This is a genomic window from Phenylobacterium sp., from assembly GCF_030693805.1.
Classification (GTDB): Bacteria; Pseudomonadota; Alphaproteobacteria; order Caulobacterales; family Caulobacteraceae; genus Phenylobacterium.
The window spans coordinates 1-15,142 of record NZ_JAUXZW010000415.1; the positions used below are offsets into that span (position 1 = coordinate 1).

Genomic DNA, 15,142 nt, shown 5'->3' on the forward strand with positions numbered 1-15,142 from the left:
GGCAGTACAACCAGTGGGTCGCCGACCAGACCCTCGAGGACTATGCGCTGCGCTTCACCGCCGAGACCGGCCGGCGTTGGCCGGTGTCGCGCGTCGCCAACACCGCCCTGGGCTCCATCGCCTTCCTGGCTTGCGAGGCGATCGGCGCCGCGGTGGCGCTGAACTACGGCATGACCAACACCGTCTGGGCGTTGGCCGCCGTGGCCGTGGTGGTGGTGTTGACTGGACTGCCGATCTGCTACTACGCCGCCCGCTATGGGGTCGACATGGACCTGCTGACTCGAGGGTCGGGGTTCGGTTACCTGGGCTCGACGATCACCTCGGCGATCTATGCCTCCTTCACCTTCATCCTGTTCGCCATCGAGGCGGCGATCCTGTCGACCGCACTGCAGCTCTGCTTCGGGATTCCGCTGGGGTTGGGCCATGTGATCAGCGCCTTGGTGGTGATCCCGATCGCCGCCTACGGGGTGCGCCGGATCAGCTGGTTGCAGGGCTGGACCCAGCCGATCTGGCTGGTGCTGCAGGCGGCCCCCCTGGTGTTCATCGTGCTGAAGGCCGGCGACGGAACGCCAATCCTGCCGGCGCCGTCGGCGGGGCAGGCCTTCGACCCGGTGCTGATCGGGGCGGCGGCGGCGATAATCCTGTCGCTGCTGCCGCAGATCGGCGAGCAGGTGGACTACCTGCGGTTCATGCCGCCGCGCACCGACGAGAACCGTGGCCGCTGGTGGGCGGCGCTGCTGTTCACCGGGCCTGGCTGGATACTGGTCGGCGGGGTGAAGATCCTGCTGGGCGCGGTGCTGGCGTACATGGCCCTGGACGCAGGACGCAGCCCTGACGAAGCCGCGGCCCCGGCCCAGATGTACGCCATGGTGTTCGGCGACCTGCTGGGTTCGCCGGCGGCGGCGCTGGTGGTGACCGGCCTGTTCGTCGCCGTCTGCCAGGTGAAGATCAACGTCACCAACGGCTACGCAGGCTCGATCGCCGCCTCGAACTTCTTCTCGCGCCTGACCCACCGCCACCCGGGCCGGGTGGTGTGGCTGGTGTTCAACGTCCTGATCGCCTCAATGCTGATGCAGTTCGGCATCCTTGAGGTCGTCGAGCGCATCCTGACGCTCTACTCGAACTTCGCCGTCGCCTGGATCGGCGCGGTCACCGCCGACCTGGTGATCAACAAGCCCCTGGGCCTCAGCCCCAAGGGCATCGAGTTCAAGCGCGCCTACCTCTACGACATCAACCCGGTGGGCGTGGGCGCGATGTTGGTCTCGCTGATCGCCTCCAGCGCCTCGTTCTTCGGCCTGTTCGGCGAGGCGGCGCGGACCTTCTCGCCGATGGTCGGCCTGCTGGCGGCGTTCGTCGCCGCACCGGCGATCGCTTGGGCGACCCGCGGCCGGTACTACCTGGCCAGACCTAAGGAGGTGCTGGAGGAAGCGGTCCTCACCTGCGTGGTCTGCGAGAACCGCTTCGAGCGCCCCGACATGGCGCTGTGCCCGGTCTACCAGGGGCCGATCTGCTCGCTGTGCTGCACCCTTGACGCCCGCTGCCACGACGCCTGCAAGACCGATGGGCGCATCGTCGACCAGACGGCCAGCGTACTGCGCCGCATCCTGCCCGCCGCCCTGCCGCACGACGCCTACCGGCTGGTGGCGCGGTTCCTCGGCGTGATCACCCTGGTCGCCCTGATCCTGGGGACCTTGCTGGGGTCCATATATCTGCGCCAGGCCGACCGGCCGGAATCGCCGGGCGCGCTGGGCGAGACCCTGGGGCTGGTGTTCGCCGGCCTGCTGGCGCTGGGCGCGTTCGCGGCGTGGTTCTTCGTGCTGGCCGGCGCCAGCCAGCGCGCGGCGGAGGAGGAGAGCGACCGCCAGACCGCGATGCTGATGGACGAGATCGAGGCCCACCAGCGCACCGACGCGGAACTGGAACGCGCCAAGGAGGCGGCCGAAAGCGCCAACCTCGCCAAGAGCCGCTACATCGTCGGCGTCAGCCACGAGATCCGCGCGCCGCTGAACGCCATCTCCGGCTACGCCCAGTTGCTGGAACGCAATCCAGGCCTCAACGCCCGCGACGCGGTGCGGGTGATCCGCCGCAGCGCCACCCACCTGGCCGACCTGGTGGATGGGTTGCTGGACATCTCGCGGATCGAGAACGGCACGCTGCGCATCGAGCGCGAGCGGATCAACCTGCACGACCTGCTGAACCAGATCGTCGACATGTTCCGCCTGCAGGCCGCCGCCAAGGGCATCGTGTTCCGCAACGACTGGCCCGACCATCTGCCGGTTTGGGTCTACACCGACCAGAAGCGGTTGCGGCAGATCCTCATCAACCTGCTGTCCAACGCGATCAAATACACCCAGGTGGGCGAGGCGGTGTTCAAGGTGCGCTGGCGCGGGGAGGTGGCCGAGTTCGAAATCTCCGACACCGGCGTAGGCTTCGCCGAGTCCGACTTTGAGCGGATCTTCGAGCCATTCCAGCGGCTGCAGACCGAACAGACGGCCGCCGCGCCGGGCGTGGGCCTGGGCCTGACCATCACCAAGCTGCTGACCACCATCCTGGGCGGCGAGATCTCCGTCGACAGCCGGCCGGGCGTCGGCAGCACGTTCAAAGTGCGGCTGATGCTGTACGAGGCCGCGCGACCCAGCGCCGACAGCGGTCGCGGGCGCAGGATCGCAGGCTTCGCCGGTGAGCGGCGGCGCATCCTGGTCACCGACGACGACCCAACGCACCTGGATCTGATCCGCGAGCTTCTGCAGCCGCTGGGCTTCGACTTGGCGTTCGCCTCCAGCGGTCTCAGCGCGCTGGCCTCAGCGGTGGCGTTCGCCCCCGACCTGGTGATCATGGACGTCTCCATGCCCGGCATCGATGGCTGGGTGACCGCCCAGCGCCTGCGCACCGAGTTGGGCGAGGCCGTCGCGATCCTGATGGTCTCGGCCAACGCCCACGACTTCTCGCGCACCCGGCGCGAGGACGATCCGCACGACGACTTCCTGATCAAGCCCTACGAAGTGGACGACCTGCTGGAGCGTATCCAGGTGCTGCTCAGCCTCCAGTGGCGCTACGCCGGCGCGGACGCGGGGCTTAGCGCATGAGCGATCTGATCCTGCTGGTCGACGACGACCCGGACACCCGCGACTGGCTCGGGCTGGCGCTCGAACAGGCGGGCTATGAGGTCGCGCTGGCCGCCGACGGCGCCGAGGGCGTAGCGGTGGCCGACGCCAGGCGGCCGGGTCTGGTGCTGATGGACGCCGCCATGCCGGGCTTGTCCGGGTTCCAGGCCTGCAGCCAGATCAAGGCCGCGCCGCAGACCGCCCACATCCCGGTGGTGTTCATGACCGGCCTCAGCGCCACCGAACATGTGGTCGAGGGATTCCGGGCCGGCGGCGTCGACTATGTCACCAAACCGGTGGTGCTGGACGAGCTGCTGGCGCGCATCCGCGTCCATCTCGCCAATGCCCAGATGTCGATCAGCGCCCGCGCGGCGCTGGACGTCTCCGGCCGCGCGCTGCTGGCCAGCGACGACGAAGGCAAGGTGCTTTGGCGCACGCCCCAGGCGGTCAAATTGCTCGACGAGCTGACGCCAGGGGCCACGGAGGCCGCTCCGCCTGAGGTGCTGAGCGTGCTGCGCGCCCTGCTGGCCGAGCCGCGTGACGCCAACGCGCCGCCGTTGGTGGTGCAGGTGGGCGCGCGGCGGTTGCAGGTGGCGTTCGCCGGCCGCGCCGCGGGCGAGGCCTATTTCCGCCTGAGCCTACCGCTGGAGGGACGCGAGGAGGCGCTGCTGCGCGACTACCTGAAGCTCACCGCGCGAGAGGCGGACGTGCTGCTGTGGATCTCGCGCGGCAAGTCGAACCGCGACATCAGCGAGATCCTCAACATCAGCGCGCGCACAGTGAACAAGCACCTGGAGCAGGTGTTCACCAAGCTGGGCGTGGAGAACCGCGCCGCGGCCGCAGCCATCGCCACGCGCATCGTGATCGCGCACGGTTGACGTAGCGTCTTCGCAAACCGCGGGCGCGCGCGCTATGAACGCCGCGCCGGCGTGACAGGCCGGCGTTGCGTAGGGCCCAAGCGCCGATCCCGGCCTGAGGCGACGCCTGGAACGCGCGGATGACGAGAGCAGAGCGCCGCTCGCTGGGGGACCGCGCGCCGGCCGTCCAATGGGTGGCTCTGCTCATACTGTCGGTCGTCTTCGTCGTGGTGCTGGAGACGTTGCGTCTGCCCGCGGCTTTGCTGCTTGGGCCGATGCTGGCTGGCCTGGTCCTGGCGCTCGCGGGGGGCACGGTGCGGGCGCCGGCAGCGCCATTCGCGTTCGCCCAGGCGGTGCTCGGTTGCATGATCGCCCGCAGCATTCCGCTCTCCACCCTGCACGAGATCCTGCACGACTGGCCGCTGTTGCTGATCAGCGTATTCGCGGTGATCGGCGCCAGCTATGGCCTGGGGTGGCTGCTGGCGCGATGGGGCGTGCTGCCGGGCGCGACCGCCGTTTGGGGCTCATCGCCGGGCGGGGCCTCGGCGATGATCGTGATGGCCGACGCCTATGGCGCGGACGCCCGCCTCGTGGCGGTGATGCAGTACATGCGTGTGGTCATCGTCGCCAGCGGCGCCTCGCTGGTCGCCCGCATGGTCGCGGGAGACCACGTCGCGGGCGCGAAAGCCGTCGCCTGGATGGCGGAGCCGGCCTGGACGCCGCTGGTCCAGACCCTGGCGCTGGCGATCGGCAGCGCGTTGCTCGGCGCGAAGCTGCGTTTCCCTTCGGCGTCGATGATCGCTCCGCTGGTGCTCGGCGTCGTGCTGCAGGACACCGGACTGATCGTCATCGAGCTGCCGCCGATCTTGCTGGCGGTGAGCTATGCGCTGATCGGCTGGAGCATCGGGCTACGATTCACCCGGCCGATTCTGATCCACGCCGCGCGCGCGCTGCCGAGGATCATCGCCTCGATCGTGGTGTTGATCGCCGCGTGCGGCGGCTTGGCGGCGATGCTGGTCGTGATGGCCGGCGTCGATCCGCTGACCGCCTATCTGGCGACCAGTCCGGGCGGCGCGGATTCCGTGGCCATCATCGCCGCCTCGAGCGACGTCGACCTGCCGTTTGTCATGGCCATGCAGACCGCGCGCCTCATCGCGGTGCTGCTGACCGGCCCGATCATCGCGAAATTCATCGCGGATCGGGTCCAGGCCAACGAACGAATCTTGTGACCGCGGCGCCTTAAGCGCGCCGCTTCACCAGACCCAGTAGGAACAGCAGGACCACGGCGCCGATTGTGGACACGATGATGCTGCCGATCCAGCCGCCGAAATTGATTCCCAGAAGACCGGCGACGAAGGCGCCGAGCAATGCTCCGACCAGGCCGACGACCAGATTGGTCAGCAGCCCGTGGTTCCGTTTCATGATCTTCTCAGCGAGCCACCCGGCCAAAATGCCGATGATGATCGCACCTAAGATTCCAACGCCGCTCATGTTCACCCTCCAGCTTGAGCGCTGTTAACGTCGGCGGAGGCACGTTTGTTCAAAGTCGCGCGCGCATTTCCCCGACCAGTTCATAGGACCGCAGTCGCGCTGTGTGGTCGAACACCTGGCTGGTGATCATCAGCTCCTCGGCGCCCGTGCGTTCGATGAACGCTTTCAGGCCCGCCTCCACCACCGCCGGCGACCCGACGATCGAGCGCGACAGCACCTCGGCGAGCAGACCTTTCTCGGCCGGCCCAATCTTGTCGATATAGCCCTCGACCGGAGGCGGCAGCGGACCCGGCTGGCCGGTGCGCATGCGCACGAAGGCCTGCTGTTGGGAGCTGGCGATCAGCTTCGCCTGATCGTCGGCGTCCGCGGCGACCACGCTGACGCCCAGCATCAGATAGGGTTTGTCCAGCCGATCAGACGGGGTGAACCGCGAGCGATAGATCTGGATCGCCTCCATCATCTGCGCCGGCGCGAAGTGCGAGGCGAAGGCGAAGGGCAGGCCCAGCATGGCGGCCAACTGCGCGCCGAACAGGCTGGACCCGAGGATCCAGATCTCAATATCCGCGCCCTCGCCGGGAAAGGCGCGCACCCGGCGGCCAGGCTCGGCCGGCTGCAGGTAGTGCATCAGCTCGACGACATCGCGCGGGAAGTCGTTGGGGTCGCTGGCGAGCGTGCGACGCAGGGCGTGCGCGGTGACCTGATCGGTGCCCGGCGCGCGGCCCAGCCCCAGGTCGACGCGGCCCGGGAACAGGGCCTCGAGCGTTCCGAACTGCTCGGCGATCTGCAGCGGCGCGTGATTGGGCAGCATGATTCCGCCGGCGCCGACGCGGATCGTCTTGGTGCCGGCGCCCACGTGGCCGATCACCACAGAGGTGGCGGCGCTGGCGATGCCGGGCATGTTGTGATGCTCGGCGACCCAATAGCGATGGAAGCCCCATCGCTCGGCATGCTGGGCGAGATCGAGGGTGTTGCGCAGCGACTGGGCTACGCCGCCGCCTTCTACGATCGGAGAGAGGTCGAGGACCGAAAACGTCGTCATGCCCGCCATATGGGGGCGAACGGCGGCGCTGCGAAGCCCTAAAGTAGCGGGGGGCGCCCCTACGGCATCCTGGAGGCGACTTTGTTGTAGGTGCTGCTCAGTCGTCCGCCGATTGCGTCGACGCCGGCGACCAGGGCCGCTGCGATCAGCACGGCGATCAGTCCGTACTCGATCGAGGTGGCGCCTGACTGGTCCGTCAGGAAGCGGCGTAGGAAGGCGGACATGGGCGACTTAGCTCCGACCCGGCGACAGGTTTGCTCACCGCCGATCTAGCAGCGTATTGCGCACTAAACTTTAAAGAGCTGAGCCTTGGGATGCTCTTCCGCCGCGTTTTGCGTCACTTCGGCGCGAATTATCCCGAATCCGGACGTTTACGCCCGCAGCCTGGAACGGCGGGGTTCGGCGAACATTGGATTGGGCGAACACATCCCCCCGAGGGTCCCATGAACTACCGTTCCACGTGTCTGGCCGTCGCGGTTGTCGCGATGTCCGCCGCAACCGCCGTCCGCGCCCAACACAGCGCACCCACCCCCGCCGCGGAAGCGCCCACTGCGCAGGCGGCGCAAGTCGACACCGCAGCGCTCATCGACAACGCCGCCGCGCCCGACGCCGCCAAGGCCGACATGGTCGACAAGATGGGCGCCGAGACCGCCACCGTCCTGACGAGTTCCGCGCGCGCTGGCCGCTCCGACTGGCTGAGTGACGAGAGCCGGGCCGTGGCGCACCCGAGCACGGCTGCCGACGTGGCGCCGCTACCGCGCGCCATGAGCAAGGCGCAGGTCCGCGACCAGGTGGCGTTCCTCTACCGCTGAGGCGGACGACGCCCGTGATGCTCGCGCCCGGTAGTGGCGCGCGGCGCGGCGATTGGCTAACCCTACGCGCTTGTCACAGCACAGCCGACCGGGACCACCATGACCAAGACCGCTTTCATCACGGGCGCCACCTCCGGAATCGGTGAGGCCGCCGCCCGCCGCTTCGTCCAGGCCGGCTGGCGCGTCGTCGCCACGGGCCGCCGCGCCGAACGGCTTGAGGCGCTGGCCAAGGAACTCGGCCCCAACCTGCACCCCGCCGCCTTCGACGTGCGCGACTCGGCGGCCTTCGAAGCGGCGATCGCCGGCTTGCCTTCAGGCTTCAGCGACATCGATCTGCTGATCAACAACGCCGGCCTCGCGCTGGGCCGCGAGCCTGCGCAGAAGGCGGACCTGGAAGAGTGGCGCACGATGATCGACACCAACATCAACGCCCTGGTGACGATCACCCACCGCCTGCTGCCGTCGCTGATCGAACGCCGTGGCGGCGTCATCAACGTAAGCTCCGTGGCGGCGAACCATCCCTACATGGGCGGCAACGTCTACGGCGGCACCAAGGCGTTCGTGCGCCAGTTCTCGCTGGGGCTGCGCTCAGATCTGCACGGCACCGGCGTGCGCGTCACCTCCATTGAACCGGGGATGGCCGAGACCGAATTCACCCTGGTGCGCACCGGCGGAAACCAGAAGGCGTCGGACGCGGTCTATAGCGGCGCAGACCCGATGACCGGCGCCGACCTCGCCGACACCCTGCTGTGGCTGGCCGAACTGCCTGCGCATCTGAACGTCAATACGATCGAGATCATGCCGGTGACCCAGTCGTTCGCCGGCTTCCAGGTGCATCGCAAGGAAGGTTGAGGCCGGCCACGAGACCGCCACTGGACGGATGACGCCCCGGCGATCACTTTCAGACGGCGACAAGCGACGCCGGTGATCAAACCGGCGCGTACAGGAGGTGACGTATGATCCCGGGTCTCATGCAGCCGGTCCCGCTGCAGATCATCGATATCCTGCGTTACGCCGCCCGTGCGCATGGCTCGCGCGAGGTGGTCTCCCGGCTGATCGACGAGCCGATCTGGCGCTACGACTACGCAGGCCTCGCCGCCCGCGCGGCCCAGGCGGCGCACATGTTGCGCGCCCTGGGCGTCGGCTCGGGCGACCGGGTGACGTCTCTGGGCTGGAACACCCATCGCCACCTGGAACTGTTCTATGCGGCGCCGGGGCTGGGCGCGGTGCTGCACACCGCCAACCCGCGGCTGTTCGACGAGCAGGTGGCCTACACGATCAATCACGCGGAAAGCAGCGTGCTGCTGTTCGACCGCAACCTGCTGGCCCTGGTCGAACGGATCGCGCCGACGCTGGAGACCGTGAAGACCTTCGTGATGATGTCGGACGCCGAGCGGCACGAGGCCGGGAGCGTAAGCGCGCTGTGCTACGAGACGCTGCTGGCCGGCCAGCCCGACGCCATCGACTGGCCGACCTTGAACGAGAACGCCGGCGCGTTCCTCTGCTACACCTCCGGCACCACGGGCGATCCCAAGGGCGTGCTCTACAGTCACCGCGCGGTGGTGCTGCACGCCATGGCCGGGGGGCTGGCCAGCGCCTTCGGCTTCACCGCGTTCGATGTGGTGATGCCTTGCTCCTCGCTATATCACGCCACCGCCTGGGGCCTGCCGTTTGCGGCTCCCTTGTGCGGCGCGAAGATGGTGCTGCCGGGCGACAAGATGGACGGCGCCAGCCTGCACGAACTGATCGAGGCCGAGGGCGTCACCTTCACCGGCGGCGTGCCGACCATCTGGACCATGTACCTGACCTGGCTGGATGCGCAGGGCCGTACGCCCGGCGTTCTGAAGCGGGTGGTGATCGGCGGCTCGGCGGTTCCGCGCGCCATGGCCGAGACCTTCAAGCGCCGCTACGACGTCGACGTCCTGCAACTCTGGGGCATGACCGAGACCTGTCCGATCGGGGTGGTGGCGACGCCGACGCCGGCGCTGGCCGCCCAGGGCGAGGAAGCCCTGCGCGAGGCGATCTGGACCCGCCAGGGCCGCCTGCAGTTCGGAATCGAACTGCGCACCGTCGACGACGACGGCGAGGACGCGCCGCGCGACGGCGAGACTCCCGGCGCGCTGATGGTCCGCGGACCCTGGACGCTGGAGCGCTACTACCGCCATCCGCAGAGCGCGGTGGACGATGACGGCTGGTTCGACACCGGCGATGTGGCGACCCTCGACGAACTCGGCTTCATGCGGATCACCGACCGCAAGAAGGACGTCATCAAGTCCGGCGGCGAATGGATCAGCTCCATCGACCTGGAGAACGCCGCCGCGGCCTGTCCGGGCGTGAAGATCGCCGCGGTGGTCGGCATCGTCCATCCCAAGTGGGAGGAACGCCCGCTGCTGGTGATCGAGGCGCATGACGGCGCCAACGTCACCCGCGAACAGCTGCTGGCGCATCTGACGCCGCTGGTCGCGAAATGGTGGCTGCCTGACGACGTGGTGTTCGCCGCCGTGCCGCTCACCGCCACGGGCAAGATCGACAAGAAGGTGCTGCGCGCATCCTTCGGCGACCACTACACGAAGACGCCGGCCCCGGCTGTCTGATCAGAAAGTCGTCTGATCAGGCTTCGGCGTGGCGTGAAGCGTTCTTCAGCGGAGCCAGCGCCGTCAGGCTGATCAGCGCCGCCACCGCCAGATAGACGCCCACGGGAACCAGACCGCCCCGGTCGGCCAGCGCCTGGGCGATGATCGGCGCAAGGCCGCCGCCCAGGATGCCGCCGACGTTGAACGCCATCGAGGCTCCGGTGTAGCGCACCCGGGCCGGGAACAGCCCCGGCAGGAAGGCGCCCAACGGTCCGTAGACGAAGCCCATCAGGAACAGGGCCAGCGACAGGAAGGCCCAGATCAGCGCCAGCGAGCCTGCGCCCATCATCACCGGCAGCAGGGCGCCGGCGACCACGGTCGCGCCGCAACCGGCCATCAGCACCAGGCGCGGGCTGGACTTGTCGGCCCACCAGCCGGCGGCGACGATGCCCACCGCCATGAACAGGATCGCGCCAAGCTGCACGCCCAGGAAGGTCTCGCGGCTGTAGCCCAGGGTCGTCGTGCCGTAGCCCAGCGCGAAGGCGGTCGCGAGGTAGAAGATCGCGAAGCAGGCCACCACCGCGAAGGTGCCGGCGATGGTCTCGCGCGGATAATGCCGCAGCACTTCGGCCAGCGGCACGTTGGGCGGCGGCGCCTCGGCGAGCGAGGCCTGGAACGCCGGCGTCTCGGTGAGCTTCAGCCGCACCCACAGGCCGACGCCCACCAGGATGGCGCTGGCCAGGAACGGCAGCCGCCAGCCCCAGGCCTGGAATTGCTCGGGCGTCAGGAACAGGCCCAGCAGCAGGAACAGGCCGTTGGCGGCGATGAAACCCACCGGCGCGCCAAGCTGCGGGAACATGCCGAAACGCGCGCGCCATCCGGGCGGCGCGTTCTCCACCGCCAGCAGCGCCGCACCGCCCCACTCGCCGCCCAGCCCGAAGCCCTGGCCGAAGCGCAGGGTGCAGAGCAGGGCGGGCGCGACCCAGCCGACCATGGCGTAGGTGGGCAGGAAGGCGATCAGCAGGGTCGACACCCCCATCACCATCAGCGACGCGACCAGGGTCGACTTGCGCCCGATGCGGTCGCCGTAGTGGCCGAACACGAACGAGCCCAGCGGTCGCGCGAAGAAGGCGATGGCGAAGCTGGCGTAGGCGCCGAGCAGCTGCGCCGAGGGCGACGCCGACGGGAAGAACAGCGGCCCGAACACCAGCGAGGCGGCGGTCGCATAGATGTAGAAGTCATAGAATTCGACCGCGGTGCCGACCAGGCTGGCCAGCAGAATGCGGCGGGTCGAGGCGCCGCCGGCCCCGGCTTTGGTGTTCGACACGCGCGTCCCCCTTGTCGTTGCGTCCGCCTTGGCCTTAGCGCGCGGCGACGTCAAGCCGCGGGACCCGTCGCCGGCCATTGATGGGGCGCGTGGTCGAGATGCACGAACTGTGCAATCTGGCCGTCCTGCTGATGGGTCCGGGGGCCGAGTACATCAACGGCCAGACCATCGCCATCGACGGCGCGGCGTTCCTGGGCGGTGGCCAGATGCGGCCGGAGCTGTTCTCCTGGGACGACGCGGAGTGGGCGCAGGCGCGCCAGTCGATCCGCGCCGTCAACGACAGGGACCGCGCCCAGCGCACCACCTGAGGTCAGGCGGACGGGGGCCGCGGCGCGACAAGGGCGAGCTTCACCGCCCGGCCGGCGTAGAGACCGATCACCGCTTGCACGACCGCCGCGGCGGCGCAGATCCACAACGCGGCGTCCCAGCTTCCCATGGCGTCGTGCAGCGCGCCCATCGACGCCGGGCCGATGGCGGCCAGGGTGTAGCCCACCGACTGCGCCATCCCCGACAGCGCCGCGCCCTGTTCGACGCTGGAGGCGCGCAGGCTGGCGAACGACAGGGCCAACACCAGGCCCGCGCCGCTGGCCGCGCCATAGGCGGAGACCCACAGGATGGCCCATTGCGGCGCGACGGCCAGGCCCAGGAAGCCGATCGCCGCCAGCAGGGAGACGAGGAAGGCCACCATCCGCTGGTCCTTCAACCGGCTCATCAGCCGAAGGGCCAGCAGCGGCGGAATGATGCCGACGGCCTGCATCAGGCCGTGCAGCACGCCGCTGTCGGCCATCGTGTGGCCCTTGGCCTGCAGCATGGCCGGCAGCCAGGTGATCATCACGTAGAAGGCGAAGGAGTTGAGCGCCATGAACCCTGTGACCTGCCAGGCCAGCGGCGTGCGCCAGAGCGAAGGGCCCTTGGCGCGCTCACCGGGCGGAGCGAGCGCGGCGCCGCGGCGGGTGCGGGGCGACCACACGACAATCGCCAGCAGGACGGGCGCAAGGCCCAGTCCCAGCGCTATGCGCCAGCTCCCCAGGGCCTCGAACAGCGGCGCCACCAGAACCGAGAACGCCGCGCCAGACAGCGCCATGGTGATCACATAGAAGGTGGTGGTGGCGGTCACCCGATCCGGGAAGTCGCGCATCACCATGGTCGGCAGCAACACGTTGCCGAGCGCGATGGCGGCGCCCATCATCCCGGTTCCGGCGAACAGCGCCCACAGCGGGCCTGCGGAGCGCAGCGCGATCCCCGCACCCAGCAGGATCATCGCCGCCATCAGCGTGCGCTCCAGACCGAAGCGTCGGACCAGGCCCACGCAGAACGGAGACACCGTTGCGAAAGCTATGATCGGCAGGGCGGTCAGCAGCCCTGCCTGGGCGGCAGACAGGCCGAACGATCCGCGGATGATCTCCAGCAGCGGCCCGACGCCGGTGATCGGCGCACGGAAGTTGGTGGCGCAGAGCAGCATGGAGGCCAGCAGCAGTCCGCGGCCCAGGCCTGGTCGATCGATCGCGTTCTGGGTCACGAAGTTTCCTGGCGAATCCCCCGACGCCGGTGTTCCGGTCGCCTCTCTCAGCATCGCGCGGCGACGTAACCGGTTCAACCGTCGTTACAGCCTGAAGCTTCGCAGGCGTAGCGCATTGGCGACCACGCTGACCGAAGAAGCGGCCATGGCGGCGGCGGCGATCTGCGGCGACAGCAGCAGGCCGAACGTCGGATAGAGCAGGCCCGCGGCGATCGGCACCCCGGCGGCGTTGTAGGCGAAGGCGAAGGCCAGGTTCTGGCGGATGTTGCGCATCACCGCTCGCGACAGAGCGCGAGCACGCACGACGCCCATCAGGTCACCCTGCAGTAGGGTGACGCCGGCCGTCTCTATCGCCACGTCGGAGCCCGCGCCCATGGCCAGACCCACGTCGGCCGCGGCCAGCGCCGGCGCGTCGTTCACCCCGTCGCCGGCCATCGCCACCACGCGGCCCTGGCTGCGCAGGCGCTGGACAACCGCCGCCTTGTCCTGCGGCGACACCTCGGCCTCAATCTCGTCGACGCCGGCTGCGCGGGCCACGGCGTCGGCGGTGACGCGGTTGTCGCCGGTCAGCATGAGGACGCGCACGCCCTCAGCCCTGAGCGCGCGGATCGCGTCTGCGGTGTTCGGCTTGATCGGATCGGAGAGCGCCAGCAGGCCCGCCGCCTGACCATCGACCGCCGCAAAGATCACCGTCGCACCGCCTGCTCGCAGAGCGTCCGTATCGGTCTGGAAGATCTGCGCATCGACGCCCTGCTCGGCGAGAAAGGCGACCGATCCCAACAGAACTCTGCGACCGTCCACCTGGCCCAGCACGCCCTTTCCGACCGGCGAGTCGAAGCCCAGCGGTTCGCTGAGCGTGAGGCCGCGTTCGGTCGCCGCCGCCAGAATGGCGTGGGCCAGCGGGTGCTCGCTGGCGCGCTCGAGACTGGCCGCCAGCCGCAGCAGTTCGTTCTCGCCGAAGCCGCCCACGGCGCGCACCGCGCTCAGCGTCGGGCGCCCCAGGGTCAGGGTGCCAGTCTTGTCGACCACCAGGGTGTCGACTTTCTGCAGGCGCTCCAGAGCTTCCGCGTCGCGGATCAGCACGCCCGCCTGCGCGCCGCGTCCGACCCCCACCATGATCGACAGCGGCGTCGCCAGTCCCAGGGCGCAGGGACAGGCGATGATCAGCACCGAGACCGCGGCCAGCAACGCGAACGACAGGCGCGGTTCAGGGCCCGCAGCCATCCAGGCGGCGAACGCCGCGACGGCGACCGCGATCACCGCCGGCACGAACCAGGCCGCGACCCTGTCCGCGACACGCTGGATCGGCGCGCGACTGCGCTGGGCCTGGGCGACCATCTGGATGATCCGCGCCAGCAAGGTGTCGGCGCCGACCTTTTCCGCCCGCATGATGAAGGAGCCGGTGCGGTTCATCGCGCCGGATACGACGGTGTCGCCGGGCGCCTTGTCCACAGGCATGGGCTCGCCGGTGACCAGCGACTCGTCGACCGCCGCCTGGCCCTCGGTCAACACGCCGTCGACGGGGATGCGCTCGCCGGGACGCAGGCGCAGGCGGTCCCCGACCTTGATGGCGTCCAGCCCGACCTCTTCGTCGGAGCCGTCCGCGGTCAACCGTCGGGCGGTCTTCGGCGCCAGGCCCAGCAGCGCGCGGATCGCGCCGGACGTCCGCTCACGCGCCCTAAGCTCCAGGATCTGGCCGACCAGCACCAGCACGACGATGACCGCGGCGGCCTCGAAATAGACCGACGGCTCACCCGCGTGCCCGCGCACGGCGGCGGGGAACGCGTCCGGGGCCAAAACCGCCACGGCGCTATAGGTCCAGGCGACGCCGACGCCCAGCGCGATCAGGGTGAACATGTTGAGGCTGCGCGCAGCGACCGAGCGCACGCCGCGCTGCAGGAACGGCCAGCCTACCCAGAACACCACCGGCGTCGCGAGCACGAACTGGATCCAGGCCGAAAGCCGCGCGCCCACCGGCCACGCCCCGCCAACCAGGTGGCCGCCCATCTCCAGCAGAACCACGGGCGCCGTCAGCAACAGTCCGATCCACAGTCGCCGGGCGAAATCGACGAGTTCCGGGTTGGGCCCGTCGTCGGCGCTCGCCACCTCCGGCTCCAGCGCCATGCCGCACAGCGGGCACGAACCAGGGCCGACCTGGCGCACTTCGGGGTGCATCGGGCAGGTGTAGACCGCGCCCGGAACGGCCGCCGGTTCGGGCTGCTTCTCGCCAAGGTACTTATCAGGATCGGCGACGAATTTGGTGCGGCAACCCCCGCCGCAGAAGAAGTAGGCGACCCCGCCGTGTTCGGCCGAATGGGGCGTGGTCGTCGGATTGACCTTCATGCCGCAGACGGGATCGGTCGCGGTCTTGCCGTCCGCCGTGGCGTGGTGATGGTGCTCGTGGGCCTCAGTCATGGGGC

13 protein-coding genes are annotated in these 15,142 nt (G+C 69.4%); 7 read left to right on the forward strand and 6 right to left on the reverse strand.

Annotated features, from left to right (window positions below):
• The 3 genes from Q8M88_RS16605 to Q8M88_RS16615 form a co-directional block, all read left to right on the forward strand.
• Window positions 1–3,086: ATP-binding protein (locus tag Q8M88_RS16605; protein WP_305598267.1), on the forward strand; the 3,086-nt coding region annotated here is incomplete at its 5' end.
• Window positions 3,083–3,982 carry a response regulator gene (locus Q8M88_RS16610; protein ID WP_305598268.1) on the forward strand — a complete coding sequence of 300 codons (900 nt, stop codon included), beginning with the start codon at window positions 3,083–3,085 and terminating at the stop codon, window positions 3,980–3,982. The genes Q8M88_RS16605 and Q8M88_RS16610, both read left to right, overlap by 4 nt.
• A gap of 119 nt (window positions 3,983–4,101) precedes the next feature.
• Complete coding sequence (locus Q8M88_RS16615) at window positions 4,102–5,190, forward strand: AbrB family transcriptional regulator (RefSeq protein WP_305598269.1); 1,089 nt, start codon at window positions 4,102–4,104, stop codon at window positions 5,188–5,190.
• Window positions 5,191–5,200: 10 nt separating this feature from the next.
• Here the strand turns inward: Q8M88_RS16615 and Q8M88_RS16620 are convergent, their stop codons facing one another.
• The 3 genes from Q8M88_RS16620 to Q8M88_RS16630 are packed head-to-tail and all read right to left on the reverse strand — an operon-like array spanning window position 5,201 to window position 6,715.
• A complete protein-coding gene (locus tag Q8M88_RS16620; RefSeq protein WP_305598270.1) occupies window positions 5,201–5,452 on the reverse strand; it encodes a GlsB/YeaQ/YmgE family stress response membrane protein in 252 nt (83 codons plus the stop codon).
• 49 nt (window positions 5,453–5,501) lie between these two features.
• Complete coding sequence (locus Q8M88_RS16625; RefSeq protein WP_305598271.1) at window positions 5,502–6,491, reverse strand: LLM class flavin-dependent oxidoreductase; 990 nt, start codon at window positions 6,489–6,491, stop codon at window positions 5,502–5,504.
• Between the two features lie 59 nt (window positions 6,492–6,550).
• Complete coding sequence (locus Q8M88_RS16630) at window positions 6,551–6,715, reverse strand: Flp family type IVb pilin (RefSeq protein WP_305598272.1); 165 nt, start codon at window positions 6,713–6,715, stop codon at window positions 6,551–6,553.
• A gap of 219 nt (window positions 6,716–6,934) precedes the next feature.
• Between Q8M88_RS16630 and Q8M88_RS16635 the strand changes: the two genes are divergently transcribed.
• The 3 genes from Q8M88_RS16635 (at window position 6,935) to Q8M88_RS16645 (ending at window position 9,897) form a co-directional block, all read left to right on the forward strand.
• Window positions 6,935–7,303 (forward strand): hypothetical protein, encoded by a 369-nt coding sequence (locus Q8M88_RS16635; RefSeq protein WP_305598273.1) that lies wholly within the window; start codon window positions 6,935–6,937, stop codon window positions 7,301–7,303.
• A 99-nt stretch (window positions 7,304–7,402) separates the two neighbouring features.
• Window positions 7,403–8,155, forward strand: coding sequence for an SDR family NAD(P)-dependent oxidoreductase (locus tag Q8M88_RS16640; protein ID WP_305598274.1), 753 nt, complete (start codon window positions 7,403–7,405; stop codon window positions 8,153–8,155).
• A 104-nt stretch (window positions 8,156–8,259) separates the two neighbouring features.
• On the forward strand, window positions 8,260–9,897 hold the full coding sequence (locus tag Q8M88_RS16645; RefSeq protein WP_305598275.1) for a long-chain fatty acid--CoA ligase: 1,638 nt from the start codon (window positions 8,260–8,262) through the stop codon (window positions 9,895–9,897).
• A gap of 16 nt (window positions 9,898–9,913) precedes the next feature.
• On the opposite strand, the gene Q8M88_RS16650 is transcribed toward Q8M88_RS16645, so the two are convergent.
• Window positions 9,914–11,203: an MFS transporter gene (locus Q8M88_RS16650; RefSeq protein ID WP_305598276.1), complete on the reverse strand. Its 1,290-nt coding sequence runs from the start codon at window positions 11,201–11,203 to the stop codon at window positions 9,914–9,916.
• 89 nt (window positions 11,204–11,292) lie between these two features.
• On the opposite strand from Q8M88_RS16650, the gene Q8M88_RS16655 reads away from it, so the two are divergent.
• Entirely contained in the window at window positions 11,293–11,511 is a 219-nt protein-coding gene (locus Q8M88_RS16655; RefSeq protein ID WP_305598277.1) for a hypothetical protein, read from the forward strand.
• A 2-nt stretch (window positions 11,512–11,513) separates the two neighbouring features.
• On the opposite strand, the gene Q8M88_RS16660 is transcribed toward Q8M88_RS16655, so the two are convergent.
• Both Q8M88_RS16660 and Q8M88_RS16665 read right to left on the reverse strand, forming a co-directional pair.
• The gene (locus Q8M88_RS16660) at window positions 11,514–12,722 is read right to left on the reverse strand and encodes an MFS transporter (RefSeq protein ID WP_305598278.1); all 1,209 of its coding nucleotides are present in this window, start codon (window positions 12,720–12,722) and stop codon (window positions 11,514–11,516) included.
• A gap of 84 nt (window positions 12,723–12,806) precedes the next feature.
• Window positions 12,807–15,137: a heavy metal translocating P-type ATPase gene (locus Q8M88_RS16665; protein ID WP_305598279.1), complete on the reverse strand. Its 2,331-nt coding sequence runs from the start codon at window positions 15,135–15,137 to the stop codon at window positions 12,807–12,809.
• Window positions 15,138–15,142: the final 5 nt, after the last annotated feature.

Coding starts and splice junctions, on each gene's coding strand:
- Q8M88_RS16610 (WP_305598268.1), top strand. CDS start 3,083: ATGAGCGATCTGATCCTGCTGGTCGACGACGACCCGGACACCCGCGAC.
- Q8M88_RS16615 (WP_305598269.1), top strand. CDS start 4,102: ATGACGAGAGCAGAGCGCCGCTCGCTGGGGGACCGCGCGCCGGCCGTC.
- Q8M88_RS16620 (WP_305598270.1), bottom strand. CDS start 5,452: ATGAGCGGCGTTGGAATCTTAGGTGCGATCATCATCGGCATTTTGGCC.
- Q8M88_RS16625 (WP_305598271.1), bottom strand. CDS start 6,491: ATGACGACGTTTTCGGTCCTCGACCTCTCTCCGATCGTAGAAGGCGGC.
- Q8M88_RS16630 (WP_305598272.1), bottom strand. CDS start 6,715: ATGTCCGCCTTCCTACGCCGCTTCCTGACGGACCAGTCAGGCGCCACC.
- Q8M88_RS16635 (WP_305598273.1), top strand. CDS start 6,935: ATGAACTACCGTTCCACGTGTCTGGCCGTCGCGGTTGTCGCGATGTCC.
- Q8M88_RS16640 (WP_305598274.1), top strand. CDS start 7,403: ATGACCAAGACCGCTTTCATCACGGGCGCCACCTCCGGAATCGGTGAG.
- Q8M88_RS16645 (WP_305598275.1), top strand. CDS start 8,260: ATGATCCCGGGTCTCATGCAGCCGGTCCCGCTGCAGATCATCGATATC.
- Q8M88_RS16665 (WP_305598279.1), bottom strand. CDS start 15,137: ATGACTGAGGCCCACGAGCACCATCACCACGCCACGGCGGACGGCAAG.